Consider the following 24,390-nt stretch of genomic DNA (forward strand, 5'->3'; position numbering starts at 1 on the left):
GTCAGAAGGTGCCGAACCTGCTGATTATCTCTGACAGGTTATCCATGTAGTCCCTGAATATCCTCAGGATGTCGCGGGAAGTTATGACCCCGACAAGCTTCCCGTTCTCAACGATGGGGAGCCTCCTTATGTTGTTGGCGCTCATTATCTGCGTTATCTTATCCGTTGGCGTGTCAGGGGTGGCAGATATGACACCCTGTGTCATGATCTCGCTGAGCTTGACCTTTGATGGGTCGAGCTCCTTCGCGACCACCTTGCTGACATAATCCCACTCGGTGACTATGCCTTTCAGCTCACCGTTCTGGTGGACGATAGCGAAACCGACGTGATCGTTCGCCATAATCTTTGCAGCCTCGAGCGCGGTTATATCTCCCGGCAGCATGGTCGTGTACTTCTTCATGATGTCTCTGGCATAGAGAACCATAGAAAATGTATCATTATAAAAATAATAAGGATATTGCTTACTGTGCCTGTCCTGCACCGTAGTCTATGTCTATGCCTCTCGTTTCGTATCCGAAGAAGTACCAGATCGCTGCACCGGCCAGGCCTATGGCCCAGAGGATGAGGTTAACGAGTATGAACTGCCCAAGGTTGAGGGATGATGTAGCGTAGGTGAATATGGCATAAGCGATCATGGGGGCTAGCCTCACCATCCCTATCGACCTTGCCCTCACCCTGGTCGGGAAGAGTTCCGGCTCAAGCGTAGTCCTCGAGGCCCAGCCGAACTCGCTGGTGGCCATGTTAACGAAGAGCAGCGGAAGGAACAGGTCCATGTCATGGAGGTAGGGGACTGTTAGGAATATGGCCACCATCGATACAACCCCCGCCAGGTAAGAGTAGAGTGTATATGACTTCCTCTCCCTGTTAATGAGGGGTGCCGCGGCAAAGCCTGCAACCGATGCTCCCAGGAGTGCCACGAATATTATCTCGTTGTCAACTGCCGTGGACGGGAACTCGTACGGGCCTATGACGTATGCCATGAGGCCGAAAGTAAGGTACTGGGATATGCCTATGAGAACAAGTGTGGCGTATATGAACGGAACACCCATCCTCTGTGCCTTCGTCCCTTCTTCGTCTATCGAAAGGTGTGCCTTCTCCTCACTCGCGTCCCTCTCCCTGCCCACGGACGATAGCCACCTGTATGACTCCGGTATGCTGAGCCTCGAGTAGACCATGACACCGACCATAGCGAGCGAGGACCCCAGGAGCATGAGGCGGTCGAAGAGTGAGGACGAGGTTATGAGGAACAGTCCCGATATAAGGGCGCTGCCTATGTTGCTGAAGTTGGCCACCAGTGTGAGGTACTTGGCCCTCTTTGAGACAGGCGAGTCCTCAGCTATCAGTGACAGGGACGGGCTCTCCTCTCCGCCCACTCCGAACTGCGCAAGCATGAGGCCAGGCACCAGGCTCCAGACCGTTGAGCTCGCAGCCACTATGATTATCCCGATTGTGTAGGAGAGCATTGTGACCACGAAGACCCTCTTCCTGCCGAACATATCTGCAAGGAAGCCCATCGTGAAGTTCCCTATGGGCGCGAAGATCGGGCCGATTAGGAGGAGGAAGACCTTGAGCGCTCCCGTGACATGCCCGACTATTGAGCCAGATGCTGCCAGCGGGCCAATGGTTGCCACGATGCCCCAGAACGTGTAGCTCGCTGAAGACGACACGAGAAGAGCCTTCTGCCTGCTGCTCAGCTGCACAAAAACACCCCCTCTCGGGGGGCAGCTCTCCAAATACCATTTCCGTAACCCTTTTCCATCAATACGATCACTCTCCCTACGCCGGCATTACCCGGATCAGGTTCAAAGGGTCGACCCCAATGGGTCCTCTCAGCCCCCTACGGAGCTCCCCCGAACGGGGTTATATGGATATGAACGGTATAACCTTTGCCATCGCCGCAAGCCCTTCAGCGGCATGAATGGAGCACAAAAAGGGTTTAATAGGATGTAAAAATCTATGTGTGGGGTTTTACAGAGCGTGGTTATTATGGAGCAGACTCTACAGACAGGAACAACTACAGTAGGTGTAGTTGTCAAGGACGCCGTTGTGATGGCAACGGAGAGAAGGGTGACGATGGATCACTTCATAGTGCACAAGGACGGTAAAAAGCTTCACCAGATAGACACCCATGCCGCCATGACAATAGCGGGCCTGGTGGGTGATGCCCAGGTCCTGGTCAGGTACATGAAAGCAGAGCTGGAACTATATAGGTTACAGAGGCGGGTGAGCATGCCAATAGAGGCTGCCGCCACGCTGCTATCAAACATACTGAACCAGTCCAAGTTCTACCCTTACATGGTGCAGCTCCTTGTCGGTGGGTATGACAAGGCACCCCACCTCTTCTCCGTGGACGCTGCCGGGGGTGCAGTGGAGGACGTTTACGTGAGCACAGGCTCCGGCTCACCTTTCGTCTACGGTGTCCTCGAGAGGGACTTCAGGAAGGACATGCCCGTGGACGATGCCATCGAGATGGTGGTACGGGGCATCACTGCTGCAAAGCAGAGGGACTCGGCCTCGGGGGGCATGATAGACGTGGCCGTCATAGACAAGAAGAACGGCTTCAGGGCAGTGCCCGAGGACGAGGTAATGGAGATCATAAGGAAGCTAAAGCTTCCTCTCTGATTTTAATCAACGTAACATCATATCCATTTCATTTCCGCGGGTGTGTATGCGATGGCTTTTAGGGATTACGTTTCAGAGGCAAAGGCGTTGTTTGACAAGCTGCTCCCAGACAACCAGATAACGGAAATCGATTACGAGGGCCCAACCATTGTAGTCTACACGAAGAACATAGACCTCTTCTCCAGGAGGGATGACATAGCAAGGCAGATAGCCCAGGAGCTCAGGAGGCGCGTGATGATACGGCCCGACCCGTCGATCATGGAGCCGGAGAAGGAGGCTGAGGAGACAATAAGGAACATAGTACCCGCCGAGGCCGGGATACAGGACATCTACTTCGAGCCTGACACGGGAGAGGTGATAATAGAAGCAGACGAACCTTCCATAATAACGTCCAGGAGCTCGGACGTGATCAGCAGGATAAAGGAGAAGACCAAGTGGTCCCCCAGGGTTGTCAGGGCCCCACCAATGTATTCCAGAACTGTGAAGGAGGTCAGGGAGTTCCTGCGTGAGGTGAAGGCGGAGAGGAAGAAATTCCTCCATGACCTTGGCCTAAAACTGAACCAGCCCACCATGCCCGGTGAGACATGGGTCAGGATAACCGCCCTCGGTGGCCACAGGGAGGTGGGAAGGAGCGCCACCTTGGTCTCGACCAACAACTCAAAGATCCTGGTGGACTGCGGCATGCTCAACACCAACGAAATAGACGAGCAGCCGTGGGCCGGCGCCCCGTACCTGTACGTGCCGGAGGTGCAGCCGTTCAGCTCCCTGGATGCCGTGGTCCTCACACACGCACACCTTGACCACTCCGGCCTGCTCCCCATCCTGTTCAAGTACGGCTACGACGGCCCTGTGTACATGACCGCACCGACCAGGGACCTTGCCGCTCTCCTGCAGCAGGACTACATAAAGGTGGCACACGCGGAAGGCCACAAGGCACCCTACGAGTCGAAGCACATAAGGGAGATGCTGAAGCACACCATAGTACTGAAGTACAACGAGACCACCGACATAACAAGGGACGTGAGGCTCACATTCTACAACGCGGGCCACATACTCGGTTCCGCCTCCGTGCACCTGCACATCGGCGAGGGGCTCTACAACGTTGTCCTTAGCGGAGATGTGAAGTTCGAGCGGACCTGGCTCTTCAACCCGGCAAACAACAGGTTCCCCAGGGTGGAGACGTTCATGACGGAGAGCACATACGCTGGCAGGGACGATTACCAGCACTCCAGGCAGGAGGCATCCAACACACTCATCGACATAATAAACAGGACATTCGACCGGGGAGGTTCCGTGCTCATCCCTGTCTTCGCAGTGGGGAGGAGCCAGGAGGTCATGCTTGTGCTCGAGGACGCCATGAGGAACGGGAAGATCAAGAACGCGCCTGTTTACCTGGACGGCATGATAATGGAGGCAACCGCGATCCATGCGGCATATCCGGAGTACCTGAACAAGACGCTCAGGGAGAGCATCATGGTGAAGAAGGAGAACCCGTTCCTCTCGCCCATATTCAAGAGGGTGGAGACCAAGGAGCAGAGAGAGGATATATGTGACAGCGACGAGAACCAGATAGTCCTCGCCACGTCAGGCATGATGAACGGCGGGCCAGTGATGGAGTACTTCAAGGCATGGGTGGACGACAGCAGGCACACCCTTGTCTTCGTGGGCTACCAGGCAGAGGGCACGCTGGGCAGGAAGATACAGAGGGGTGCAACAGAGGTGACACTGACAGAGGGAGGAAAGCAGATAAAGCTCCCCGTGAGGATGGCCGTGGAGACTGCGGACGGCTTCTCCGGGCACTCAGACAAGAGGCAGCTCCTGGCCTACATAGCCACGATGCAGCCAAAGCCCCACAGGATACTGGTAAACCACGGTGATGGTGAGAAGACCGTGGAGTTCGCCAAGCTGATAAAATCAAGGTTCGGCATAGAGGCAGTGGCCCTGAGGAACCTGGAGACCATCAGGCTCTACTAGAGCGGGAGGTCTCCAGACGGGCTCACCTTTTTCCAGTCCTCCAGGAACCTGGCAAGCCCCTCGTCCGTCTTCGGGTGCACTGGCAGCTTCTTCAGCACCTCGAACGGCATCGTCACAACGTCTGCACCTATGATGGCTGCCCTCAGGACATGGACAGGGTGCCTCACAGATGCCACGAGGATCTTGGTCTTTATGTCGTAGTTGACGAATATGGTCTTCAGCTGGTCTATGATCTCCATCCCGTCCTGGCCTATGTCATCGAGCCTGCCCACGAACGGTGACACGTACTCTGCACCTGCCTTCGCGGCCAGCAGTGCCTGCACAGGGTTGAATATGAGGGTGCAGTTCACAGGTATCCTGGACTGCGACAACGTTCTTATGGCCCTGAGGCCGTCAGTTGTCATGGGTATCTTCACAACCGCGTTGTCCCCGAGCTGCCTTATCTTCTGGGCCTGCCTGACCATATCCTCGTACTTCGTCCCCACGACCTCTATGCTCACGGGGCCAGGCGTTATCCTAAGTATCTCCTTAACGACCTCCGAGAAGCTCTTGCCTTTCTCCTTGGATATGAGCGTAGGGTTCGTGGTGACGCCGTCGACAATGCCCCACTCCACTCCCTGCCTTATCTCGTCAACGCTCGCTGTGTCAAGGAATATTTTCATACCTCTTTTCCTCCCTGAAGCAGCTCTCTGCGATCCTCACTATATCCTCCACGCCAATATGAAAGTAATCGAAGAGCTCCCAGGCCTTTCCCGACTTCCCGAAGGTATCCCTCATGCCTATCCTCCACACCGGCACGGGATACTCCTCCCCCACCACCTCGGCAACCCTGCTGCCGAGGCCATTGTATATGGAGTGCTCCTCCGCAGTCACGATCCTTCCGGTCTCCCTGGCTGCCTTGATTATTGCGTACCTGTCTATGGGCTTTATTGAGGACATGTTGATGACCCTTGCATCTATCCCCCTGCTCTTGAGGGTCTCAGCAGCCTTCAGTGCCATGGAGACCATCACGCCCATGGCCACTATGGTTATGTCTGAGCCGTCCTTGAAGGTCACGGACCTTCCGGGCCTGTATTCGTAAGATTCGTCGTTCAGGATGGGGAACTTCTCCCTGCTCAGCCTCACATAATAGGGGGTCTTTGTCTCCTCCACAAGGTACTCGATAACGCTGGTAGTCTCCACGGAGTCCACTGGGACTATGACCCTCATGTTCGGGAGGCCGGACATTATGCCCACGTCCTCTATTATCTGGTGAGTTGCGCCGTCCTCACCCACAGTAATGCCCGCATGCGTTACGACGAACTTCACGTTCAGGTTGTTGTAGCACACGGACTGCCTGATCTGCTCGTAGGTCCTCATCAGGAACACTGCGAATGTGGACGCGAACACAATCTTTCCCGACAGCGCCAGGCCCGCCGCAGTGGTGACCATGGACTGCTCCGCTATCCCCATGTTGAAGAACCTGTCCGGGTACTTCTTCCCGAAGAGTGCGGTCTTTGTTGATGTGGACAGGTCTGCGTCCAGAACCACCAGGTCCCTGTACCTCCCGCCCAGCTCAACAAGCTTCTCCCCGTAGGCGTCCCTCAGGCTCTCCGTCACCATCATGCTCCCTCCAGGGTCAGTTCAGAGAGGGCCTTCCTGTACTCCTCCTCGTTGGCGGGCGGGCTACCGTGATACTTGGGGTTGTTCTCCATGTAGCTCACGCCCTTGCCCTTCACAGTGTTGGCGATGATGAATGTCGGCCCGTCCCTGTATGACTTGCAGAACTCTATTGCCGAGATTATCTGGTCGTAGTTATGGCCGTCTATCTCCAGAACCTTCCACCCGAAGCCCTCCACCATGGCCTTTATGTCGTTCACCGGCATGACATCCTTCGTGAAGCCGTCCAGCTGGACCCCGTTCCTGTCCAGTATTGCAGTGACGTTGGATACCCTGTACTTGAACCCTGCCATGAGGGACTCCCATACGTTCCCCTCCTGGATCTCGCCGTCTCCCAGGATCACGTAAACGTGGTAATCGAGGTTGTTCAGCCTTGCTGCCAGGCCCATGCCTATGCCTATGCCAAGGCCCTGCCCCAGGGAGCCCGTGGACGCCTCCACGCCCGGTACGCCCCTGTGCACATGCCCCTCCAGCTTGGAGTTGAGCTTCCTGAAGCCTGTCAGCAGTTCCTCGGGGAAGAAGCCCCTGACAGCCAGGGTGGCATAAAGGGCAGGTGACGCGTGGCCCTTGCTCATGATGAGCCTGTCCCTCCTTGGGTCATCCGGGTTCTGCGGGTCTATGCGCATCTCCCTGAAGTAGAGGACTGTGAGCACGTCGGTTATGCTTAGGGAACCGCCGGGATGGCCGCTCTTTGCGGAATAGACCATCTCGATTATGTGCCTCCTTATCCTGGTGGCCACCCTCTTCAGATCCTCAACGCTGTATTCATAAACCTGAGAATTGTCTGCCAATTTTACCATCCACCCGGCCTCTGGCCAGACTCATAACCTCTGCCTAATCCTAGACTGCTTTAAAAACATTTTTTGACCTTTGCTGCCACAATAATGCAACGGGTCAGTTTATGAAATCCAGGCCTGGCCCCTTGCTGTTGGGTGTTATGTTCATCTCCGCAAGCAGTGGCGATGTGACCCCTGTGGCGACTATGAGCACCTGGATCTTTCCGTTCATCTCCTTGTCAAGGGTGGCCCCCAGGATTATCCTTGTTCCCTTGCCGACCTTCTTCCTGACCTCCTCTGCCGTCGCGTTGACCTCCTCTAGTATCATGTCGAGCCCACCGGTGACATTTATTATGACGCCGGTTGCGGTCTTCATGTCCACCTTGAGGTATGGGAAGTTGAACGCGGCCTCTATGGCCTGCCTGATCCTGTCACCCGGCTCTCCGGTTGCCTGGCCGATGCCCACCATTGCCAGGCCGCTGTCCCTGACAACAGTTTTGAGGTCGTTGAAGTCCAGGTTTATGACCCCCGGCTTGGTCACGAGCTCCGATATGCCCTTTATCGTCCTCTCTATCACCTCATCCACGAACCTGAAGGCCTTGTCAAGTTCAGTGTCGGGGGATACGCTGGCCAGGCTGTCGTTAGGGATCACGAGGACGCAGTCTGAGGCGGAGAGCAGCTTTGTGAGGCCCCACTTGGCATTGTTCATCCTCACAGCGCCCTCAGAGGAGAACGGCAGTGTGACCACAGATATGGCGAGCGCCCCGGCCTCCCTTGCCCTCGAAGCTATGTATGGGGCACTCCCGGTGCCCGTGCCGCCCCCGAGGCCAGCAGCTACGAAGACTATGTCTGCGCCCGATATGTATTTCATTATCTCCGCATCCGCTTCCCTTGCCGCCTGCTCGCCGATCTGCGGGTTGGCACCGGAGCCAAGGCCCCTAGTGAGGTTCTTTCCCAGTATGATCTTGTGGTGCGCCTTCTTCCTCAGAAGGTGCCTGGCGTCTGTGTTGGCAGCTATGAGCTCGACCCCAGTCAGGTTGTCGTTGAAGAGCCTGTCAACCGTGTTGGAGCCTGCACCCCCGGCCCCGAAGACCTTGATCTTGACCCTCAGCTTCTCTATTATCTGCCTGAGCTCCTCATCCGTCACAAGCACCGATCTGTCGTCGTCATCAAAAAACTCGACGGACATGTATGTTCAACATATATGATTGGCAAGGTTAGATAATAACATTTTGACTCAACAGGCGATTGGGCGCTCACCTTGTCAGCCAGCGTCCCTGCTTCCAGAAGGTGAACAGCCCGTACACCGTGGTTATGAACATCAGCAGCAGGGCGATTGCACCGTATCCCCACACCCTGAGCCTCTCCTTGCCCATCTTGGCGTTGAGCGATATTGCGAATATGGACAGGCCGAAGAAGTCCAGGATGCTGGTCATGGCCCTCGTGATGAAAACGTCCTTGAACCTGGTGTTGAAGGCGATCATTGCTGTTAACAGGTGCTCTGGATGGAAGTGGTGGTAGAACTCGAAGTGGTGGACTGCAAGGTGCCAGTAAATGACATCGTAGAAGCGCATGAGGCCCAGCACGATCAGGAGGATAGGGAGAGTGTAGGCATAAGTCTGCTCGAAGGTGTAGAGCGCGCCTGCTTTCCTCGCGGTGCCGTTTAACAGTTCCTTGAAGTAGTAGTACCAGCCTACCCTGGCCCACCTCACCTGCTGCCTGAAGAACTTCCTGAAACTCTCCTGGGACTTCGTGAGGACCTTCACATCAAAGTCCTTGATGGCCCTGTAGCCCTTCGAGATGATGTAACTGGTCATCTGCCTGTCGTCACCCATGACGCTCCTCTTCCCAAGGACCCTTGGATCGGTGAACTTCTCTGAAAGTATGAGCTCTGAAATCAGGCCAGTCCTGTACAGGCAGCAGCGGCCGTCCAGGACCATGGTGCTGCCGTTCTTTGACAGCGCCCTGAATATGATCTCCCTCATCCTCTCAACAAATTCCGAACTGTATGAGACCTTCCTCCCGTCATTGATTATGCCTATGTTCGCTCCAACACCACCTATGTTCGGCCCTACCTTGGAGGCCATGCTCATAATGGCCCCATCGGGGACAATGGTGTCGCTGTCCACAAACATGACAAGGGGTGTCTTCACCATCCTCATCGCGTATGCCAGGGCCTTCCTCTTTCCCTGCCTGGGGATGTTCAGGTAGAACTCGGCACCTGCAGATGTTGCTATCGTCCTGTACGGCTCATCACTGGAGTCGCCAACCACTATGAACCTGGCCGGTTTCTGCCTGGCGATGGAGTTGACAGCCATCCTGAAGGTCTGGACGTCCTCGTTGTACACAGGCATGACGACCGTGACATCGCCGGGCCCGTAAATGCTGTACTCCCTGTTCTTTGAGTAGAAGACGGAGGCGAAGCCGTTTATCATGTAGTATATGAATGAAACGACCGATGATGCGATGATGATGTAGATCTCAACTGGTATATGCACGCTCTCAACAATAAGGTGCATGTATTAAAGTGTATCGCCCGTTGGGTTCCCTACAGCACTCACAGATATTAACAACGTCGCTTGCCGAAACCAGGCAAAGAGGGAGTGACTGCCCATGGTGCAGGCCCTGCAACCTGCAGCATGCATGTCAGAGGCGTCCACTGCCCATCCACGCAGTGTGCGCCGGGGACTTCTGTGGGCATTCACAGCATCTCCTCCAGGAGCTTCAGTGTGTCGCTCCCTCCGACCTTGCCGGCAATCTCGCCGAGGTCGTCGTGTGATATGCCGAAGTCAGAGAGCCTGTGCCTCAGGCCGAACTTCTCGATCAGTATGGATATGGCCTCCGCTGCCTTGGAGGCCAGCATCTCCTCATCGGATCCCCTGAACCCTATTGCCCTGGCCACCTTGGCCATCTGGGCGGTGTGCCTGAGCGAGTAGTACCTTGCCATCACAGGCAGGGTTATGCAGCTTGTCATGCCGTGCGGTATATCCCACTTCGCCCCAATGGCACGCCCTATCCTGTGGCCAGTGCCAAGGGAAATGTCGGAGGCCTGGAAGTATGAGTACCATGAGGCTATCTGGCACTGCAACCTCGCCCTGGTGTCCCTGGAGCCCAGGTTTGTGAAGAGCTTCTCTATAGCCATGAGTGCGAACGTCTCTGATATCTCCGTGTTGCCGCTGTCCACAAGTGTCTCCACTGCATGGTCGAGGGCCCTTATCCCCGTGGACAACCAGAGCCAGTCAGGCGTCTCAAGGGTGGCCCTGGGGTCCAGGATGACGTAGCCCGGAACCATCTCAGGGTCCCTCATGCCCATCTTTTCTCCACCCAGTGAATAGCCGGCGGAGGGTGAGAACTCTGCTGCTGAGAGTGTTGTGGGCACTGCAACATGCTTTATCCCGGTTTCGTAGAACTTCCTCATGAGCTTCGATGAATCCTGGACGCTTCCCCCTCCTATGGAGAGGATGCAGTCGCAGTTCCTGTTCCTTAGCATCTCCACCCCGTGCTCTATCTCCTCCACAGGTGAGTGCTGCGTCACCTCATGGAACTCCTCTATGCTGATGTCCAGGCTGTCAAGCAGCTCTGAATAGAAGTGGCTCCTCCACACGGAGTTCGAGGAAACAACGAGCAGTCTCCTGCACCCCTCTTCCTTCAGTATCTGCGGGATTTTCCCGAGGCTGCCCTCTCCGCTCAAGACCTTCTTTATGAGGGGGTACGAGAACTCCGTTATCTCCTGTGCCATGACCCCATGTAATCCTTATCCTCTATTTGTGCGGATTGCTCCGTGAATCTGAGAGGCCTGTACGCTTCAACCATCACTGCAACCTCGTCTGTGCCCTCCTTGCCTATGGCTGCCTCAACTGCACCGGGCTGCGGTCCGTGTATGAGGCCCCTGACGTGCACGGTGATCGATTCTGCCTCTATGCCACGCCTGCTCATGAAGTTGCCCGATGAATAGAAGAGCACCTCGTCGGTATCGATGTTGCTGTGGTAGTAGGATATGGGTATGGCCCTGGGGTGGAAGTCGAACTTCCTGGGCAGGAATGTGCCGACCATGAAGCCCTTCCCGCTGAATGTCTCGTGCACAGGAGGGGGCTGGTGCAGCTTGCCGACTATGGGCGCCATCCTGTCCACATTTATGGCGAAGGGGTAGAGGTGGCCGTCCCAGCCAACCACATCGAACGGGTGCCTGTCCCTGGTTTCTATCACGTAGCCGTCAGAGTATTCGACCATGACCTTGAACTGGCCCCTCTCCTTGCTGGCCTCCCTGAGCTCCGGTACCCTGATGTCCCTCTCGTAGTAGGGCGTCCCTTCCTTCAGCTGCCCGTAAGCGTTCAGGTACCGGGGTGGGACGCCTATCCTCGATGCGGCCCTGACGTAGAAGAACCTGTTCTCACCCTGTGGCTGGAACCTGTAAGTGGTGCCCTTCGGGACGTAGAGGTAATCGCCTGCAGAGTACCTGAGGTCGCCGAATACAGATTGGAGGGTGCCAGTGCCGGAGTGCACGAAGAAGAGCTCGTCCATCAGTGCGCTCCTCCTGAACACCTCCGTGGAGCCGCTGAAGTGCGCCACCCCTATCTCTATGTCCTCGTTCAGCATGAGGGGTGTCATCGAGCTCTGGAAGTCCTGCTTTACCGGTATGCCTGATGCCCTGAGGTGCCTGTGCCTGAAGCCATCTTCTAGCACATTCACGCTCCTCCTCTCGTAACTGACAGACACTATGTCCGTGGGCTCGTTCAGATGGTAGAGCAGCGAGTACGGGCCATCGAAGCTCTCCTCGCCGAACAGCTCCTCCCTGAGCAGGTTGTTCCTGTCGGTGTATGTGTGCCTGCTCTCTGGCATTATTCCCTCCTTCACGTAGAACATGAGATCACCTCACCACATTCTCCAGGGTGCCGAGTAGGTCGCTCTCTATCCTCACGTGGTCGCCCCTCCTTATCCATCCGTACTTCTCCGGGCCGAGCTCGAGAATGCACCCGGTGGCCACGGTGCCGCTCATGAGGATGTCCCCGGGCCTGAGTGTTGTGTCCCTCGAGGCCCATGCGATCATGTCCGCAAAGCTCCAGTACATGTCCTTCAGGTTCCCCTCCGAATACTTGGTGGAGTTCACGTACGCCTTGACGGTGATGTCGAACTTGGCGCTCTCCGCCTGCCTGGGCACGATCTCGTCCATTGTGACTATGTATGGCCCTATTGAAGTGGCGAAGTCCTTGGACTTGGCCGGGCCCAGGCCTATGGCCATCTCCTTCCTCTGCACGTCCCGGGCGCTCCAGTCGTTCATCAGGACCATGCCGAGCACGTAGTCCATGGCCTCTCCCTTCTGTATGTCCCTGCCCTCCCTCCCTATGACTATGCCGACCTCCATCTCGTAGTCCAGTTCCTGGCTGTAGCTCGGGTACTTCACAGCGGAACCACTCGGGTATATGTTGGAGGTGCCGGAGTAGTAGAAGGCAGGTATCTCGTACCACTCCGGTGCCATGTCCAGGCCCCTTCTGGCACGCCCCTTCCTGACGTGCTCCTCGAACGTGTAGAAGTCCCTTATGGACGGTATCCTGGGAATCGGGCTCAGTATGCTCTGGTAGTCTATGCCCTGCCCCTCTTCCTGAACTGCCTTCTCTATCCTCTCCCTGTTCCTCATCACGAACTGCACAAGGTAACCCTGGAGCTCTCCCTCCTCCACGTCCATCACTGAAGATATCGGCACAGCAGAGTTTTCCCGGAAGACGACGGCGTGGACACCGTCGTCTGACCTGACCCTTCCGACCCTCATCAGAGGTTTCCCCTCTTCCTCTGCTCCTCCTCGATGGACTTGAACAGGGCCTTGAAGTTTCCTGCCCCGAAGGACTGTGCACCCTTCCTCTGTATTATCTCATAGAAGAAGGTGGGCCTGTCACCTATGGGCTTGGTGAATATCTGGAGCAGGTACCCGTGCTCGTCCCTGTCCACCAGGATCCTGAGTTCCCTGAGCTTCTCTATGTCCTCACCTATGTGGCCCACGCGCTCCTCCAGGTCATCGTAGTAGCTGTCGGGTGTATAGAGGAACTCCACGCCCCTCCTCTTCAGCTCGCTCACAGTCTTCACTATGTTGTCCGTGAGGAGTGCTATGTGCTGCACACCGGGCGAATTGTAATAGTCCAGGTACTCCTGGATCTGCGACTTCTTCAGGCCCAGGGCAGGCTCGTTTATCGGGAAAATGATCCTCCTGCCACCGTATTCAACCACCTTTGACCTGAGCGCGGAGTACTCGGTGCTTATCTGCTTGTCATCGAAGCTTATCAACTGGTTGAAGCCCATTCCCTTTATGTAGTAGTTCACCCAGGGGTCCATCTTTCCCTCCTCAACGTTTCCCACTATGTGGTCGAACTTCAGGAGGCCGGTTGGCTCAGCACTGGCGTCCAGCTCCTGATAGCCAGGGGGCAGGTTGTGGTCATAATCTGAGAGGTCGAGGAGTGTGTGCACCGTCTCACCGTAGGTTGGCACCTCCCCGGTCCTGAGCTTCCCCCAGTCGGTCCTGAGTGTGCTGAGGTTCCTGACCTTCACAACTCCCCTCCTGTTGAGGCCATTTATGGTCTCATCGAGGTCAGGAACGTCCATGGTTATGTCCTTTATCCCATCCCCGTGGAGCCTCACGTGCTCCCCTATGGGCGACCTGGGATCGAGGAAGCTCGTGAATATGAGCCTTATGCCGTTCTGCTCGAGGATGTATGAGACCCTGTCCCTGACCCCTGTCTCGGGGCCGGCGTAGCCCACAGGGCGGAACCCCATGGCCATCTGGTGAAAGTAGGCCCAGTGCTTTGCGGAGCCAACATAGAATTCAACGGACTTCACGGTGTTGAAAAGGTTCTCCTCTTCCATATTTTAATATTGCTTACTGGGTATATAATTTTTCTATTCAGAAAATATCTGCGTCTGTATGCGATTGTTTATCACGCTCATGCATGTCACTCAGCACACTGCAGGGCTGGAAACTGATTTGTAAGAGGATGCGATCTAGGGACGATAGGCTTGGGCGGTGAGATCTACATATCAGTCCTGTGCCTCTCCTGGACAGATGAGGCCTGGTCAAGGCCGGCAGATATGGAAGGGGCCAGGGCCAGGATACTTGAGAGGGAGGGGTATCCTGAAGACCTGATAAACCTGCACTTCTACTCGTCCCTAAGGTGGGATGCGGACATCATCCTGTGGTTCTCCTCCAGGAGGCCCGAATCTTTTGCCGAGGTCAAGGCAGCTGCACTGGGCAGGGGCGCTGGCCTGATCAGGGCCTCGTACAGCATGATGTCCATATACGAAGGCTCCCCGTACCTCAGGGACGGGGCGAAGCCAGAGGACACCCTGACAAGGGAGCCCAAGAAGTACTTCATCGCATACCCCATGAGCAAGACACCTGACTGGTATCTCATAGGCTTCGAGGAGAGGAAGGAGATACTCCAGGAGCATATACGCATGGCCGTGCAGCACCCGGAGAACAAGGACATAAGGTCCTACACCACATACTCCTTCGGCATAGGGGACCAGGAATTCGTGGTGATGTACGAGACGGATTCCTTGCTCAACTGGTCCCATGTTACGGAAAAGCTTCGCGAGGCAAGGGCCAGGAAATGGATCGTGAAGGAGACGCCAATATTCCTAGGCTCACTCATCTCCTGACCGCACCCTCTGTGGCCCTCTCCCTGAAGATCAGGAGGAAGATGTAGGCGAAGAATACCAGGATCATGGAGAGGTGGCCAACCAGGAGCACTATGACGGTTATTATTGTGCCCGGGTGGTAGGTGAAGTAATAGTAGAGGAATATCACGTAGTAAATGACAAACGCAACGACCAGTGCGAACAGTGCGTGGTAGAACCTCTTCGATCTCAGGATGGAGGCCCTCCTGCCCTCCTCGTCCGTGTCCTCCACAGACCCTATTCCCAAGCATACGGGGCAGATTTCCTTTCTCCCGTCATCTTCCACGTAGCCGGTGCCCTCGCATCTGTTGCACCGGATCCTGTACATATGGATACATGCGTTAAACGGATAAAGGTATTGCTGATACCTCAGGCACAGATGGATCGTGCTGTGAACACCGGAGATACGTTTACACCATGGGACGCATCTTCTCTGGGGGGTGCGGGTCTGACTCCCACGGGTCACGGCAGGCTTGAGCCGGTGGTGATAGTCAGGTACTCCGAGATAGGTCTGAAGGGAACCAGGGCCAGGAACAGCATGGAGAAGAAACTGATGGAAAACATAACCTATTCCCTGCTGAAGGAGGGGGAACCTGCAACGGTGAGGAGGGGCTACGGAAGGGTCTACGTCGAGGGCTACGTGGATGCCAGGGCCGTGGCGAAGGCTCTCCGCAGGGTGTTCGGCGTGAAGTCCTTCTCCTTCGCACTGAGGATGAGGTTCCAGTCCCTGGACGAGATAGTCTCTGCAGCCACACTTGTTTTCTCAGAAGCAGTGAAGGACAAGTACTTCGCAGTGCGCTCAAGGCGCATGGGAAACCACCCCTTCACCTCCATGGACGTGTCGGTGCAGGTGGGGGCGGCCCTGCTGCCGTTCGCCAGGGGTGTGGACCTGGAGAGGCCACAGGTGGAGGTGAAGGTGGAGGTGAGGGACAACTTGGCCTTCTTCTACGGGCAGGAGATAGAGGGGCCAGGTGGCCTGCCGCTGGGTTCACAGGGGAGGCTTGTTGCACTTGTCTCAGGGGGCATAGACTCTCCCGTGGCTGCCTGGATGATGATGAAGCGCGGGAGCCCAGTGGACATTCTATTCTGCTCGCTGGCGCACCCTGTGGACACAACAGCATTCCTGAACGTGGTGTCAAGGCTCGTTGACAACTGGTCCTTCGGGTACGATGGCACCATATTCATCGTGGACGGCTCGAAGCTGGTGGAGGCACTCACTGACCACACCAGGTTCAGGAACTCACATGTCACGTTCAAGAGGTTACTCTACAGAATGGCAGAGCGCCTCTCTCCTGAGAACGGCTATGCGGGCATAGTGACGGGCGAATCGCTTGGGCAGGTCTCATCGCAGACAGCAGAGAACCTGCTGGCAGCAGAGCACGGCATAGGCCTTCCAGTGTTCAGGCCACTGATAGGGATGGACAAGGAACAGATAGTGGCCCTGGCCAGGTATATAGGCACGTTCCCCGACTACAACCCGGGCGAGTTCTGCAGCATATTCTCTGACAGGCCCAGCACTGCGGTGGACGCCGAGGCAGTGGATAGGGAGGAAGCCACGTTCGGGGACGTATCCCACCTGCTTGAGGGTGCCACCAGGATCAGGTTCTCCCAGGTGCACGAGTTCACGGAGAGGAACTCGGTGGAGAGCGTGAGGAGGAAGGAGAGCATGGTGGGCTCGGTGATCATTGACCTCAGGAGGAAGGAGGAATACGAGAGGTGGCATGTCCCGGGGGCCCTGAACGTGGATGTGCGCGACGTTGAGGACTTCGTGAGGAAGAACGGAACAAACAAGACTTACGTGGTATACTGCAGCACTGGCCTCCAGAGCGCCTATGCGGCGCTGAAGATCAAGAACATGGGTGCAAGGGCGCTCTACTCCGACCAGAGGTCCATAAGGAAGCTGGTGGAGGAGGAGAGGGTTGAAAGTAATGTACGATGACACATGCCGCCTGTGCAGCGTCTCTGCAGGCGCCCTTGACCCCTCGGAGCTGGTGAGGGCATCCGAGGTGGGTGATCCCTCGGGGCTGGAGGGCGTCATTCTGATCACTGAGAGCGGGAAATACGTTGGGTTCGACGCGGTGCTGGAGATAGCGAAGCGTAAGGAGAACCTGTTCCCCCTCCTGCCTGCGCTCCTGTTCCTGCAGGTGACAGGCCTCGGAAACCTGCTCTACAGGGCAGTTGCTGAGAGGCGCCACTCAAGGGCTGCGGACTTCCTGGCGTCCTTAATCGGGGTTTTCACCAGAACGTCCCGCTCCAGAACTGGTCTTTCTTGAGGTCCCTCTCCCTCTGCTTGCTCGCCTCACTGATGGCCAGGTCAACGGCCTCCTCTGGCGTCCTGGCCTCAAGGACCTCTCCCTCATTCTCCTTTGACTTCCTTACTGGTATGGGACCTATGTGCACCAGGGACTTCCCCTCGCTCACAGTGAAGGCCGCCTCAGAGAGCGTTCCCGTGGATCCGTCTATCGCTATTACAGCCTCAGAAGCCCTGACGATTAGGAAGTTCCTCAGGTAGCCCATGCCCGTGGGCACAGGTACAGTGAGGTAGTGGTTCCCGTTGACCGCACTCATGCCTGGCAGGAAGCCAACGACTATGCCACCCTCCTCGCTCACGCCCTTGGCCACGTACTCCATCACTCCTGTGAGGCCGCCGCAGAAGACCCTGCAGCCCCTCCTTGCCAGCAGCCTCCCGATCTCCTCGGCGATCTCCAGGTACCTCTTCTCCGGCCTGCTCCCCCCTATCACTCCTATGTTGTACAAGAGATCACTCCCTGAAGAAGGTATCGAGCCAGAGGTCCCTGAGCCTGGCAAGCTCCTTGACCGGTTCCATGGAATCCTCCACCCTTATGTCCATGAACTTGGAGGAGCCCGGTTCGAACTCCCTTGTGAGCGAGACGATCAGCAGGGCAGCGCTCTGCCTACCCCTCCTATCCCCTCCGCTGGCCTCTGCTGCCTCCAGGGCACTGACCAGCCTCTCCTCCAGCGGCCCCTGCCTCTCCATGGCCTCCATCATTGCCTTCAGGACGCTCTCGCCTGCCAGTATGTTGCCCTGGACTGAGAAGTTCCTTCCCGTCATGTGGCCGGCGTACTCCATGCACTGGCTCCCGGTGTGCACTGCCACGTCTCCCTTCCAGTCCACCAGGGCAACCTGCCTCCTCTCCCTGTCAGGGTCGGATGAGAGGAGCAGCCTCAGCGTCTCCGCTGCACCCATGGTGCCCAGCAACTTCAGTGCCCTCGGGCCGTAGGTGTAGTTGGCGAACGCCTGCGTTGCCACCGCACCCCTCCCTGCCCTGGCCCACGGCACAACGGAGCCCACGGACAGGAACCTCGATGCCACGGCCACTCCCCACTCCTTCCTCTCCGGATCGTACGAAACAACAGAGTATGTCATTTGCCCATGGTGAATGGATAACTACTTTTAACGCATGCTGCTCATGTGAGCATGCGTCCACCCGTGGTGAAGAACAGGGATAGGATCGAGAAAACGCAGAGGAGGAAGGAAGCCCTCGACCTCATAGAGAGCATGCTAGCCGAGAACGACCCGGCCCTGAGGGTGGAGGGCGCAGTTAGGGGTCTCAAACTTGGCGAAAGCGTAAAGGTACTGGCCTTCGGAAAGGCATCGCAGGCCATGTTCGAGGGCGCAAGGAGGGCGCTCGGGGGGAAGTACAGCAGGGCGGCAGTGGTTGTGCCAGAGGGTGAGGACATATGGGTCGAGGGCCATGATCTGGAGGTCTACACGGCAACACACCCGGACGTGTCGCAGAAATCAGTGGAGGCAGCGCAGCTCTCCATTGAGCACCTGGGCCCGTTCGGCGAGGGCGACGATGTCCTCGTACTCATTTCAGGCGGAGGGTCGGCCATGTTCGAGCTGCCCGCCCAGGGCCTGGATGCTGAGAGGATCATGGAGGTGAGCAGGTGCGTCATGGATGCGGGTGGGGACATATATGAACTGAACGCCGTGAGGGCCCTGATGTCCAGGGTTAAGGCGGGTGGCCTTGCTGTCATGCTCTACCCAGCAAGGGTACACGGTCTCGTTGTTTCTGACGTGATGGGCGATGACCTCTCGGTGATCGCCAGCGGGCCCCTCACCATGCTTAGGGACACCAGGAGGGTTGAGGAGGCTCTGCGTAAGTTCAGGGAGAGGTGCCTCCCAGGGGTCATGGTGCAGCAGGTGGGTGAGAGGAGCGACCCGAGGTACTTCGAAAGGGTGGAGCAGCAGATCGTGCTGAGCAACTCAGACTTCGTGCAGTCAGGCATAAGGTACCTGGCCAGCAGGCGCGTGGACTTCGTCTCGTTCGGTAGCAACCTCAGGGGAGAGGTATCTGAATTTTCCCGCAGGCTCGCCCAGGCCCTGAGGCAGGCCTACTCGCTCAGGGGATCACCGTTCTGGTTTGTGTGCGGGGGCGAGACAACGGTGCAGGTGAGGGGAAACGGCAGGGGAGGGAGGGCCCAGGAGCTCGTCCTGAGGTTCATGGAGGAGATGGGTGATGACGAGGACTTCCTCCTGGCGTGCTTCGGCACGGACGGCATCGACGGCCGTTCAGATGCAGCAGGTGGGATATCGGATAACTGGCTGAGGGAGAGGGTGGGCCGTGATGAGGTGGAGCGGTACCTCGCAGGGAGCGACAGCGGCACGCTCCTAATGTCCAGGGACAGTGCCATAGTGACCGGAAGGACAGGCAACAACGTTTCCGACATAATGGTGGGCTACTATGGCAGGCGGTGAACTCTTCCTGATAGGCAACAGGAGGAAGGGCACCCTCTCGGACGGCTATGCCACCGTGGGTGGCCAGAGGTTCAGTGCACTCTTCACAAGTGACCCATCACCCGGAGACACGCTGAGGCTCGGAGGGGATGTGTTCGTGGCCGAGAGGCCGAACCCATGCGACCTGCCGGCAGTCATGGCGAGGAAGGCCCAGATAATACAGCCCTGGGACGCGGCCTACATGGCACTCCGCGCGGGGGTGAGGAGCGGCTCCCGCGTCCTGGAGAGCGGCGTGGGCTCTGGCGCACTCTCCGCAGTGCTCCTCTCAATAATAGGGCCCTCGGGGAGGCTCGTTAGCGCAGACACGGACGCACAGGCCATATCCCTGGCCAGGTCGAACTCCTCACGCTTCACGGATGCAGACAACTGGGAACTCGTAAACTCCGATATCCACTCGGTTCAGAGGGGTGATGGTTTCGATGCCGTTTTCCTCGACCTGCCGCAGCCATGGGACTACCTGGAGAGGGCATCCGAGCTGTGCAGGCCAGGCGGCATGGTTGTCTGTTACTCCCCCACGTACAACCAGGTGGAGAGGACGCTTGAGGCCAGCAGGGACACGCACCTCATGCTCGTTGAATCATGCACCCTGCGCAAGGAGAACATCATCGTTAGGCCAGGCTCCACCAGGCCGGACAACAACGTCATAGGGCACACGGGCTTCATATCCTTCTACATCAGGCTCTCCGGGATGGAGCTGCAGAGTTTCTGATACCCACTATTGACACTGGAAGCGGGGAAGGCGATCACCCGGCTACGCACCACTGCCAGCGGAGAAACGGGAAATCCGCACCTCGCAGTAACACCGCTCAACAGGGAGTGGGAGTGGATATGGCCATACTGCCCCCTACACCGTCATGGGGACCGGGCCCGCGACCATGCTCCCTACCACCAGGCGCGCCACAGGCCAATTCCCGCCCAATGGAACCGGCTTGCGCCCCCATTCAATGGCATCCCTGAACTGCTTCAGGGCCTCCCCGCCCACACCACCGATACAAAATATTGGGATCCCGGCTTCCGGACTCGAACCGGAGACCTGCGGATTACGGCGGTATTCCATTAAGGAGATTCCTCTACAGTCCGCCGCTCTACCAACTGAGCTAAGCCGGGTGGTGCCTAATCGGTAAATATTATTTATTTTTAACGTCTGCCGGCTGCTCCTGCCCTGACCCGGAAAGTATGTAATCCAGTGGCAGGGGGCTCCTGCCAAGTGCCATGATGCAGAGGTCGCTGTACTGCCTGTCCGGGACACTGCCGATTGTGCAATCCGTGATCCTCTCGTCTCCCCTTGTGAGGTTCTCCATTATCCTTACAGGCAGGTCAGGCGGGATCCCGCTCTCAACCAGGTACCTGGACACCTCCCGCGGCATGAAGTCGTAGGGCCTGGGGAGGACCAGGGCACAGCCCCCTTTTTCAAGCACAGACCTCAGGCTCTCCTTCCTCTGGTTCAGAGGCCCCGTGACGTGGAACGAGATAACGCTGCACACCTCCAGGGGGAACATGGACTTTGCAGAGGCCACCTGGACCGAGCTGATGCCCGGTATCACCTCATATCTGTCCACCTCATCCAGGAAGCGGGAGATCAGCTCGCCTTCGCTGAAGCAGGAATCGCCTGTGAAGAGGAAGGATATCTTGTGCCCCTCCCTGAAGAGGCGCTTCACCTCGCTTATCGAAGTAGCCTGCTCCTTCCACCTGACCGTTATCACGTACTTGTTGCGCAGGAGTGGCTTAACCACCGAGAGTGGAGTGGAGTAGCCGGCCACAACGTCACTCCGGGCTATGGCCACCCTGGCGGCCTCCGTCAGGTACTCCGGGCCCGAGGGCCCCACACCGATGAAGTAGACCTTCCCATGGCCGGAGGGCCTGTGTGCGAACGCAGCCGCGACTGTCACCTTCGAGTGAAACGATTCCTTCGGAAAGAGGATCCTGGAGGTGGGGCCCAGGGCCAGGAGGGCACACGGCTCCGACATGCCCGGGATGCCCAGGGCCTCCTGGGCCATGTGCGAAGTTGAGCTCAACCTGGACGCATCGAACTCCTTCACCCTTTCCATGCCGATCCTCTCGAACCTTATGCCGAGGGACTTCGATGCCTCTTCCGCAACGCTGTCCTCCTTCGCTGATGTCACGACATCGATGTCCTCTACGCCGAGGTCGTGTTCCTCCAGAAAGGCCCTTATGGCATCCTCAACATCGGCCACGGTGGCCCCTCTGGTGTAGCCGAGACCTATGGATATCCTGTACGGGAGGAGCCAGTGTCCCGTTTCTGGCCTCTCTTTGGAAATGACCAGTTCTATGGAATCACCCGCTACCTTGCCTGAGTACGCAGCGACCCTCTTCCGCCTGAGGCCGCTGGGGTTCCTGACGGCAACACGCCTGCCCCTAACTATCTCCGCATTGGCCCTGATAATGGATTCCCTGTCCGGTATGGAGCAGAGAAGCCTCTCTGCGATGCCCTCAATGCTCTCCCTCCCGAGGCTGTCCGTTGCAGTCGTTATCACTGGCGTCGCGTTCAGTATCCCCGCTATGTCCTCCGCCAGTTCGTTGGCACTCGCCGAGTGGCCCGAGAGCACGGGAACGGCGAAGCGTCCGGAATCGTCAACGCACACCACTGCGGGGTCACTGAGCTTGTCCACGGTGTACCTGGAGATGTAACGGACAGCACCCCCTATTGCCATGAAGAGGACTATGGCGTCGTAGCTGACAAAGGCCTCCTCGATTGCGTCCCTGACACTCGATCCGCTGCCTGAATGCCTGGCCTGAACGCTGTATCCCAGTGGTGGGAGTGAGTTCTCCAGGATCCCGGCCATCCTGTCCCCGTTAGGGGTCACGCTGAGCAGGAACACTCTCCTCTGCCCTGCTGGCACCGGAGTTCCCCCTCCTGAAGGAGTGCGTGTATCCAGGGTCGTAGAGCTTCGACCTCCTGTAGTTCTTCGGGTCCACCACATCGCCCACGACGATGAGCGCAGTCCTGTATATCCTGGCCTCCTTGACCTTCCTGACTATGTCCTGCAGCGTGCCGCGTATGACGAGCTCGTCAGGCCATGTGGAGTGGTAGACAACGCCAACAGGTGTTTCGGGGCTGTACCCACCCTCCACCAGGTCCCTGACAACCCTCTCAATCATGTGTATGGCCGCGAAGATCACCATGGTGCTCCTGTGCTGGGCCAGGGCCCTTATGTCCTCCCTGGGGTCCAGGGGTATCCTCTGCCCTCCCCTGGTGATCAGGATGCTCTGTGAGACACCTTCAAGGGTGAGCTCCGTGCCCAGGGAGGCCGCCGCAGAGGTCAGGACGCTGACGCCGGGCACCACCTCGTAGGGTATTCCCTTCTCCCTCAGCATGTCCATCTGCTCCCTGATCGCACCGTAGATGTGCGGGTCCCCACTGTGGAGCCTGACGACCTTGCGGCCCTCCAGGTAGGCCCTCTCTATCATGCTCATGACCTCCTCCATAGTCATGGTCGCGGAGTTCACAAGCTCGGCATCCGGCCTGCACACCCTGAGTATCTCGGGGTTCACCAGTGAACCTGCGTATATTACCAGGTCGGCCTGGACCAGCAACCTGTGGGCCTTCACCGTCAGTAGCTCCGGGTCTCCGGGGCCGGCACCCACTATGTAGACCTTGTTACCAGTCATCTCCTGTTCCTCCTTACCACCAGCATGGAAAAGTAGTCCTGCTCTGCCCCTTCTGCCGGGAACGTGCCCGCCTCTGAGCAGATTATCCTCTCGCTCTCCATCTCGCACCTCCTGGCGTAGAGGAGCGTATCGCTTTCACCTATACCGTACTCCTTCAGGGCCTCCACTGTCTCCCTGTAGGAGATCTGCCCCTTGATCAGGATGAAGGTGTCCACCTTCTCCATATTGTCCCTGACAAGGCCCAGGTTCTCTATGGACGTGATCAGTATGCTCTCCTTGCCCTCTCCGAGGACGAGGCCAGCCCTCGCAGGGCAGGCAGTGAAGGACGATACGGCGGGCACAAACTCCACCTCGACCCCGTACCTGTCCACCAGGATCCTCTGTATATGCCCGAAGGTGCTGTAGAGCATGGGGTCGCCCAGCACGGCGTAGCAGCACCTCTTGCCCTGCCCAAGGGCCTCCACTATCGATCTGGAGTTGGCCTCCCACGCCTCCTCGAGCCTCCTCTCGTCCCTCGTCATGGGGAATGGTAGCCTCACCACCTTCGATGTCAGGCCTCCCCCAAGGCCCATTATAACACCCATTGCCAGGCCAGCCACCGTCCTGCTCGTCTCAGGCACGAATATGACATCGCTGGACTCCAGGGCCCTGAGGCCGCGCAGGGTTATCAGGTCAGGGGCACCGGGGCCCAGGCCAACGACCGTGAGCCTCATTCGCCCACCCTGCATGATATGACAAAGACCGGGTTCCTCGCTATCATCGCGGTGCCCTGGCTCGCATACATGCCCCTGGCCACTATCACCTCAGTGCACTCCACGCCTTCGAAGCCAGAGGCCCTCATGGAGGCCACAGCCCTGGTGCAGGTCTCGAGCATAATGGCGTTCAGCACCAGCGTACCGCCGGGGAGCAGGCACCTCCTGGCCAGAGAGATCACCTCCTCTATCTCTTCAGAGGCCCCGCCGACAATGATCGCGTTGAACCTCTCTCCCCTGGAAAGGTAGTCCACCGCATCAGCCTCCACGACCTCCGCCCTGGCAGACACGCCGAAGCGCTCCAGGTTCCTGAGCGTTAGCTGGCACGCATCGTGTGACCTGTCCACGCCTGTCACCTTGCCCCCATCGCCCACCAGGCGGGCTGCCTCAACCGTGATGCTACCTGAACCACAGCCTATATCCAGGACCTTCCAGCCACTCCTGAGCCTGGCCTTTGAGATCGTGATGGCCCTGATCTCCTCCTTTGTCATGGGTATTTTCTCCACCCTCTCGAACATCTCGTCCGGTATGCCCGGAACAACCCAGTCCAGGT

Annotated in this window: 25 protein-coding genes, 1 tRNA gene and 1 riboswitch; of the genes, 7 read left to right on the forward strand and 19 right to left on the reverse strand. The window is 57.5% G+C overall.

From position 1 onward, the window contains the following. Position 1 precedes the first annotated feature (1 nt). Positions 2–400, reverse strand: coding sequence for a CBS domain-containing protein (locus tag IEW66_RS05380; RefSeq protein WP_229657501.1), 399 nt, complete (start codon positions 398–400; stop codon positions 2–4). A gap of 61 nt (positions 401–461) precedes the next feature. Further along, positions 462–1,700, reverse strand: a complete 1,239-nt coding sequence (locus IEW66_RS05385; RefSeq protein ID WP_229657502.1) for an MFS transporter — start codon at positions 1,698–1,700, stop codon at positions 462–464. A 56-nt stretch (positions 1,701–1,756) separates the two neighbouring features. Further along, positions 1,757–1,862, reverse strand: a riboswitch (TPP riboswitch). Positions 1,863–1,986: 124 nt separating this feature from the next. On the opposite strand from IEW66_RS05385, the gene psmB reads away from it, so the two are divergent. Further along, entirely contained in the window at positions 1,987–2,622 is a 636-nt protein-coding gene (psmB, locus tag IEW66_RS05390) for an archaeal proteasome endopeptidase complex subunit beta (protein WP_188680931.1), read from the forward strand. 51 nt (positions 2,623–2,673) lie between these two features. After that, on the forward strand, positions 2,674–4,596 hold the full coding sequence (locus IEW66_RS05395; RefSeq protein WP_188680933.1) for a beta-CASP ribonuclease aCPSF1: 1,923 nt from the start codon (positions 2,674–2,676) through the stop codon (positions 4,594–4,596). Here the strand turns inward: IEW66_RS05395 and fsa are convergent. From fsa to hppD, 9 genes are all read right to left on the reverse strand, one after another. Beyond that, positions 4,593–5,258 (reverse strand): fructose-6-phosphate aldolase, encoded by a 666-nt coding sequence (fsa, locus tag IEW66_RS05400; RefSeq protein WP_188680935.1) that lies wholly within the window; start codon positions 5,256–5,258, stop codon positions 4,593–4,595. The genes IEW66_RS05395 and fsa overlap by 4 nt on opposite strands. After that, complete coding sequence (locus IEW66_RS05405) at positions 5,242–6,198, reverse strand: transketolase family protein (protein ID WP_188681250.1); 957 nt, start codon at positions 6,196–6,198, stop codon at positions 5,242–5,244. The genes fsa and IEW66_RS05405 overlap by 17 nt, the downstream gene beginning before the upstream one ends. Continuing rightward, positions 6,198–7,046, reverse strand: a complete 849-nt coding sequence (locus IEW66_RS05410; protein WP_229657504.1) for a transketolase — start codon at positions 7,044–7,046, stop codon at positions 6,198–6,200. Before IEW66_RS05410 ends, IEW66_RS05405 begins: the two co-directional genes overlap by 1 nt. Before the next feature lie 103 nt (positions 7,047–7,149). After that, entirely contained in the window at positions 7,150–8,220 is a 1,071-nt protein-coding gene (ftsZ, locus tag IEW66_RS05415; RefSeq protein ID WP_188680939.1) for a cell division protein FtsZ, read from the reverse strand. Between the two features lie 67 nt (positions 8,221–8,287). Beyond that, complete coding sequence (locus IEW66_RS05420; RefSeq protein WP_188680941.1) at positions 8,288–9,529, reverse strand: glycosyltransferase; 1,242 nt, start codon at positions 9,527–9,529, stop codon at positions 8,288–8,290. Between the two features lie 203 nt (positions 9,530–9,732). Continuing rightward, positions 9,733–10,770, reverse strand: a complete 1,038-nt coding sequence (locus IEW66_RS05425) for an iron-containing alcohol dehydrogenase (protein WP_188680943.1) — start codon at positions 10,768–10,770, stop codon at positions 9,733–9,735. After that, the gene (locus IEW66_RS05430) at positions 10,755–11,894 is read right to left on the reverse strand and encodes a homogentisate 1,2-dioxygenase (RefSeq protein ID WP_188680945.1); all 1,140 of its coding nucleotides are present in this window, start codon (positions 11,892–11,894) and stop codon (positions 10,755–10,757) included. Before IEW66_RS05430 ends, IEW66_RS05425 begins: the two co-directional genes overlap by 16 nt. Before the next feature lie 4 nt (positions 11,895–11,898). Next, on the reverse strand, positions 11,899–12,798 hold the full coding sequence (locus IEW66_RS05435; protein ID WP_188680948.1) for a fumarylacetoacetate hydrolase family protein: 900 nt from the start codon (positions 12,796–12,798) through the stop codon (positions 11,899–11,901). Beyond that, on the reverse strand, positions 12,798–13,883 hold the full coding sequence (gene hppD / locus IEW66_RS05440; RefSeq protein WP_188680949.1) for a 4-hydroxyphenylpyruvate dioxygenase: 1,086 nt from the start codon (positions 13,881–13,883) through the stop codon (positions 12,798–12,800). The genes IEW66_RS05435 and hppD overlap by 1 nt, the downstream gene beginning before the upstream one ends. Before the next feature lie 150 nt (positions 13,884–14,033). Here hppD and IEW66_RS05445 point away from each other — a divergent pair, with 150 nt between their 5' ends. Continuing rightward, on the forward strand, positions 14,034–14,675 hold the full coding sequence (locus IEW66_RS05445; protein ID WP_188680952.1) for a chlorite dismutase family protein: 642 nt from the start codon (positions 14,034–14,036) through the stop codon (positions 14,673–14,675). Here IEW66_RS05445 and IEW66_RS05450 read toward each other — a convergent pair. Beyond that, positions 14,665–15,021, reverse strand: a complete 357-nt coding sequence (locus IEW66_RS05450) for a hypothetical protein (protein ID WP_188680953.1) — start codon at positions 15,019–15,021, stop codon at positions 14,665–14,667. The two genes, IEW66_RS05445 and IEW66_RS05450, sit on opposite strands and share 11 nt — an antisense overlap. Positions 15,022–15,072: 51 nt before the next feature. Between IEW66_RS05450 and IEW66_RS05455 the strand changes: the two genes are divergently transcribed. Together IEW66_RS05455 and IEW66_RS05460 are read left to right on the forward strand one after the other, a co-directional pair. Further along, positions 15,073–16,632, forward strand: coding sequence for a tRNA sulfurtransferase (locus IEW66_RS05455; protein WP_188680954.1), 1,560 nt, complete (start codon positions 15,073–15,075; stop codon positions 16,630–16,632). Further along, positions 16,622–16,966, forward strand: coding sequence for a thiol-disulfide oxidoreductase DCC family protein (locus tag IEW66_RS05460; RefSeq protein ID WP_188680955.1), 345 nt, complete (start codon positions 16,622–16,624; stop codon positions 16,964–16,966). The genes IEW66_RS05455 and IEW66_RS05460 overlap by 11 nt, the downstream gene beginning before the upstream one ends. Here IEW66_RS05460 and IEW66_RS05465 read toward each other — a convergent pair. Beyond that, entirely contained in the window at positions 16,929–17,450 is a 522-nt protein-coding gene (locus IEW66_RS05465) for a TIGR00725 family protein (RefSeq protein WP_229657505.1), read from the reverse strand. The two genes, IEW66_RS05460 and IEW66_RS05465, sit on opposite strands and share 38 nt — an antisense overlap. Positions 17,451–17,454: 4 nt before the next feature. Next, positions 17,455–18,081 carry a DUF1028 domain-containing protein gene (locus tag IEW66_RS05470; protein WP_188680956.1) on the reverse strand — a complete coding sequence of 209 codons (627 nt, stop codon included), beginning with the start codon at positions 18,079–18,081 and terminating at the stop codon, positions 17,455–17,457. A gap of 51 nt (positions 18,082–18,132) precedes the next feature. Here IEW66_RS05470 and IEW66_RS05475 point away from each other — a divergent pair, with 51 nt between their 5' ends. Then, positions 18,133–19,416, forward strand: coding sequence for a DUF4147 domain-containing protein (locus tag IEW66_RS05475; protein ID WP_188680957.1), 1,284 nt, complete (start codon positions 18,133–18,135; stop codon positions 19,414–19,416). Then, positions 19,403–20,164, forward strand: coding sequence for a tRNA (adenine-N1)-methyltransferase (locus IEW66_RS05480; RefSeq protein WP_188680959.1), 762 nt, complete (start codon positions 19,403–19,405; stop codon positions 20,162–20,164). Before IEW66_RS05475 ends, IEW66_RS05480 begins: the two co-directional genes overlap by 14 nt. 296 nt (positions 20,165–20,460) lie before the next feature. On the opposite strand, the gene IEW66_RS05485 is transcribed toward IEW66_RS05480, so the two are convergent. From IEW66_RS05485 to cbiT, 5 genes are all read right to left on the reverse strand, one after another. Next, a tRNA-Tyr gene (locus IEW66_RS05485) sits at positions 20,461–20,562 on the reverse strand. Positions 20,563–20,582: 20 nt separating this feature from the next. Further along, positions 20,583–22,316 carry a precorrin-6y C5,15-methyltransferase (decarboxylating) subunit CbiE gene (cbiE, locus tag IEW66_RS05490; RefSeq protein ID WP_188680961.1) on the reverse strand — a complete coding sequence of 578 codons (1,734 nt, stop codon included), beginning with the start codon at positions 22,314–22,316 and terminating at the stop codon, positions 20,583–20,585. Continuing rightward, positions 22,270–23,085, reverse strand: coding sequence for a precorrin-4 C(11)-methyltransferase (gene cobM, locus IEW66_RS05495; protein ID WP_188680963.1), 816 nt, complete (start codon positions 23,083–23,085; stop codon positions 22,270–22,272). The genes cbiE and cobM overlap by 47 nt, the downstream gene beginning before the upstream one ends. After that, positions 23,082–23,798 (reverse strand): precorrin-2 C(20)-methyltransferase, encoded by a 717-nt coding sequence (gene cobI / locus IEW66_RS05500; RefSeq protein ID WP_188680964.1) that lies wholly within the window; start codon positions 23,796–23,798, stop codon positions 23,082–23,084. The genes cobM and cobI overlap by 4 nt, the downstream gene beginning before the upstream one ends. Beyond that, positions 23,795–24,388, reverse strand: a complete 594-nt coding sequence (gene cbiT, locus IEW66_RS05505; protein WP_188681252.1) for a precorrin-6Y C5,15-methyltransferase (decarboxylating) subunit CbiT — start codon at positions 24,386–24,388, stop codon at positions 23,795–23,797. Before cbiT ends, cobI begins: the two co-directional genes overlap by 4 nt. Positions 24,389–24,390: the final 2 nt, after the last annotated feature.

This window comes from Thermogymnomonas acidicola (genome assembly GCF_014646795.1).
Taxonomy (GTDB): Archaea; Thermoplasmatota; Thermoplasmata; order Thermoplasmatales; family Thermoplasmataceae; genus Thermogymnomonas; species Thermogymnomonas acidicola.

Excerpts from the sequence above, each read along its gene's own strand:
- IEW66_RS05380 (WP_229657501.1), bottom strand. The coding sequence starts at position 400 with ATGAAGAAGTACACGACCATGCTGCCGGGAGATATAACCGCGCTCGAG.
- psmB (WP_188680931.1), top strand. The coding sequence starts at position 1,987 with ATGGAGCAGACTCTACAGACAGGAACAACTACAGTAGGTGTAGTTGTC.
- IEW66_RS05395 (WP_188680933.1), top strand. The coding sequence starts at position 2,674 with ATGGCTTTTAGGGATTACGTTTCAGAGGCAAAGGCGTTGTTTGACAAG.
- fsa (WP_188680935.1), bottom strand. The coding sequence starts at position 5,258 with ATGAAAATATTCCTTGACACAGCGAGCGTTGACGAGATAAGGCAGGGA.
- IEW66_RS05405 (WP_188681250.1), bottom strand. The coding sequence starts at position 6,198 with ATGGTGACGGAGAGCCTGAGGGACGCCTACGGGGAGAAGCTTGTTGAG.
- ftsZ (WP_188680939.1), bottom strand. The coding sequence starts at position 8,220 with ATGTCCGTCGAGTTTTTTGATGACGACGACAGATCGGTGCTTGTGACG.
- IEW66_RS05425 (WP_188680943.1), bottom strand. The coding sequence starts at position 10,770 with ATGGCACAGGAGATAACGGAGTTCTCGTACCCCCTCATAAAGAAGGTC.
- IEW66_RS05430 (WP_188680945.1), bottom strand. The coding sequence starts at position 11,894 with ATGTTCTACGTGAAGGAGGGAATAATGCCAGAGAGCAGGCACACATAC.
- IEW66_RS05435 (WP_188680948.1), bottom strand. The coding sequence starts at position 12,798 with ATGAGGGTCGGAAGGGTCAGGTCAGACGACGGTGTCCACGCCGTCGTC.
- hppD (WP_188680949.1), bottom strand. The coding sequence starts at position 13,883 with ATGGAAGAGGAGAACCTTTTCAACACCGTGAAGTCCGTTGAATTCTAT.
- IEW66_RS05450 (WP_188680953.1), bottom strand. The coding sequence starts at position 15,021 with ATGTACAGGATCCGGTGCAACAGATGCGAGGGCACCGGCTACGTGGAA.
- IEW66_RS05455 (WP_188680954.1), top strand. The coding sequence starts at position 15,073 with ATGGATCGTGCTGTGAACACCGGAGATACGTTTACACCATGGGACGCA.
- IEW66_RS05460 (WP_188680955.1), top strand. The coding sequence starts at position 16,622 with ATGTACGATGACACATGCCGCCTGTGCAGCGTCTCTGCAGGCGCCCTT.
- IEW66_RS05470 (WP_188680956.1), bottom strand. The coding sequence starts at position 18,081 with ATGACATACTCTGTTGTTTCGTACGATCCGGAGAGGAAGGAGTGGGGA.
- IEW66_RS05475 (WP_188680957.1), top strand. The coding sequence starts at position 18,133 with ATGCGTCCACCCGTGGTGAAGAACAGGGATAGGATCGAGAAAACGCAG.
- IEW66_RS05480 (WP_188680959.1), top strand. The coding sequence starts at position 19,403 with ATGGCAGGCGGTGAACTCTTCCTGATAGGCAACAGGAGGAAGGGCACC.
- cobM (WP_188680963.1), bottom strand. The coding sequence starts at position 23,085 with ATGACTGGTAACAAGGTCTACATAGTGGGTGCCGGCCCCGGAGACCCG.
- cobI (WP_188680964.1), bottom strand. The coding sequence starts at position 23,798 with ATGAGGCTCACGGTCGTTGGCCTGGGCCCCGGTGCCCCTGACCTGATA.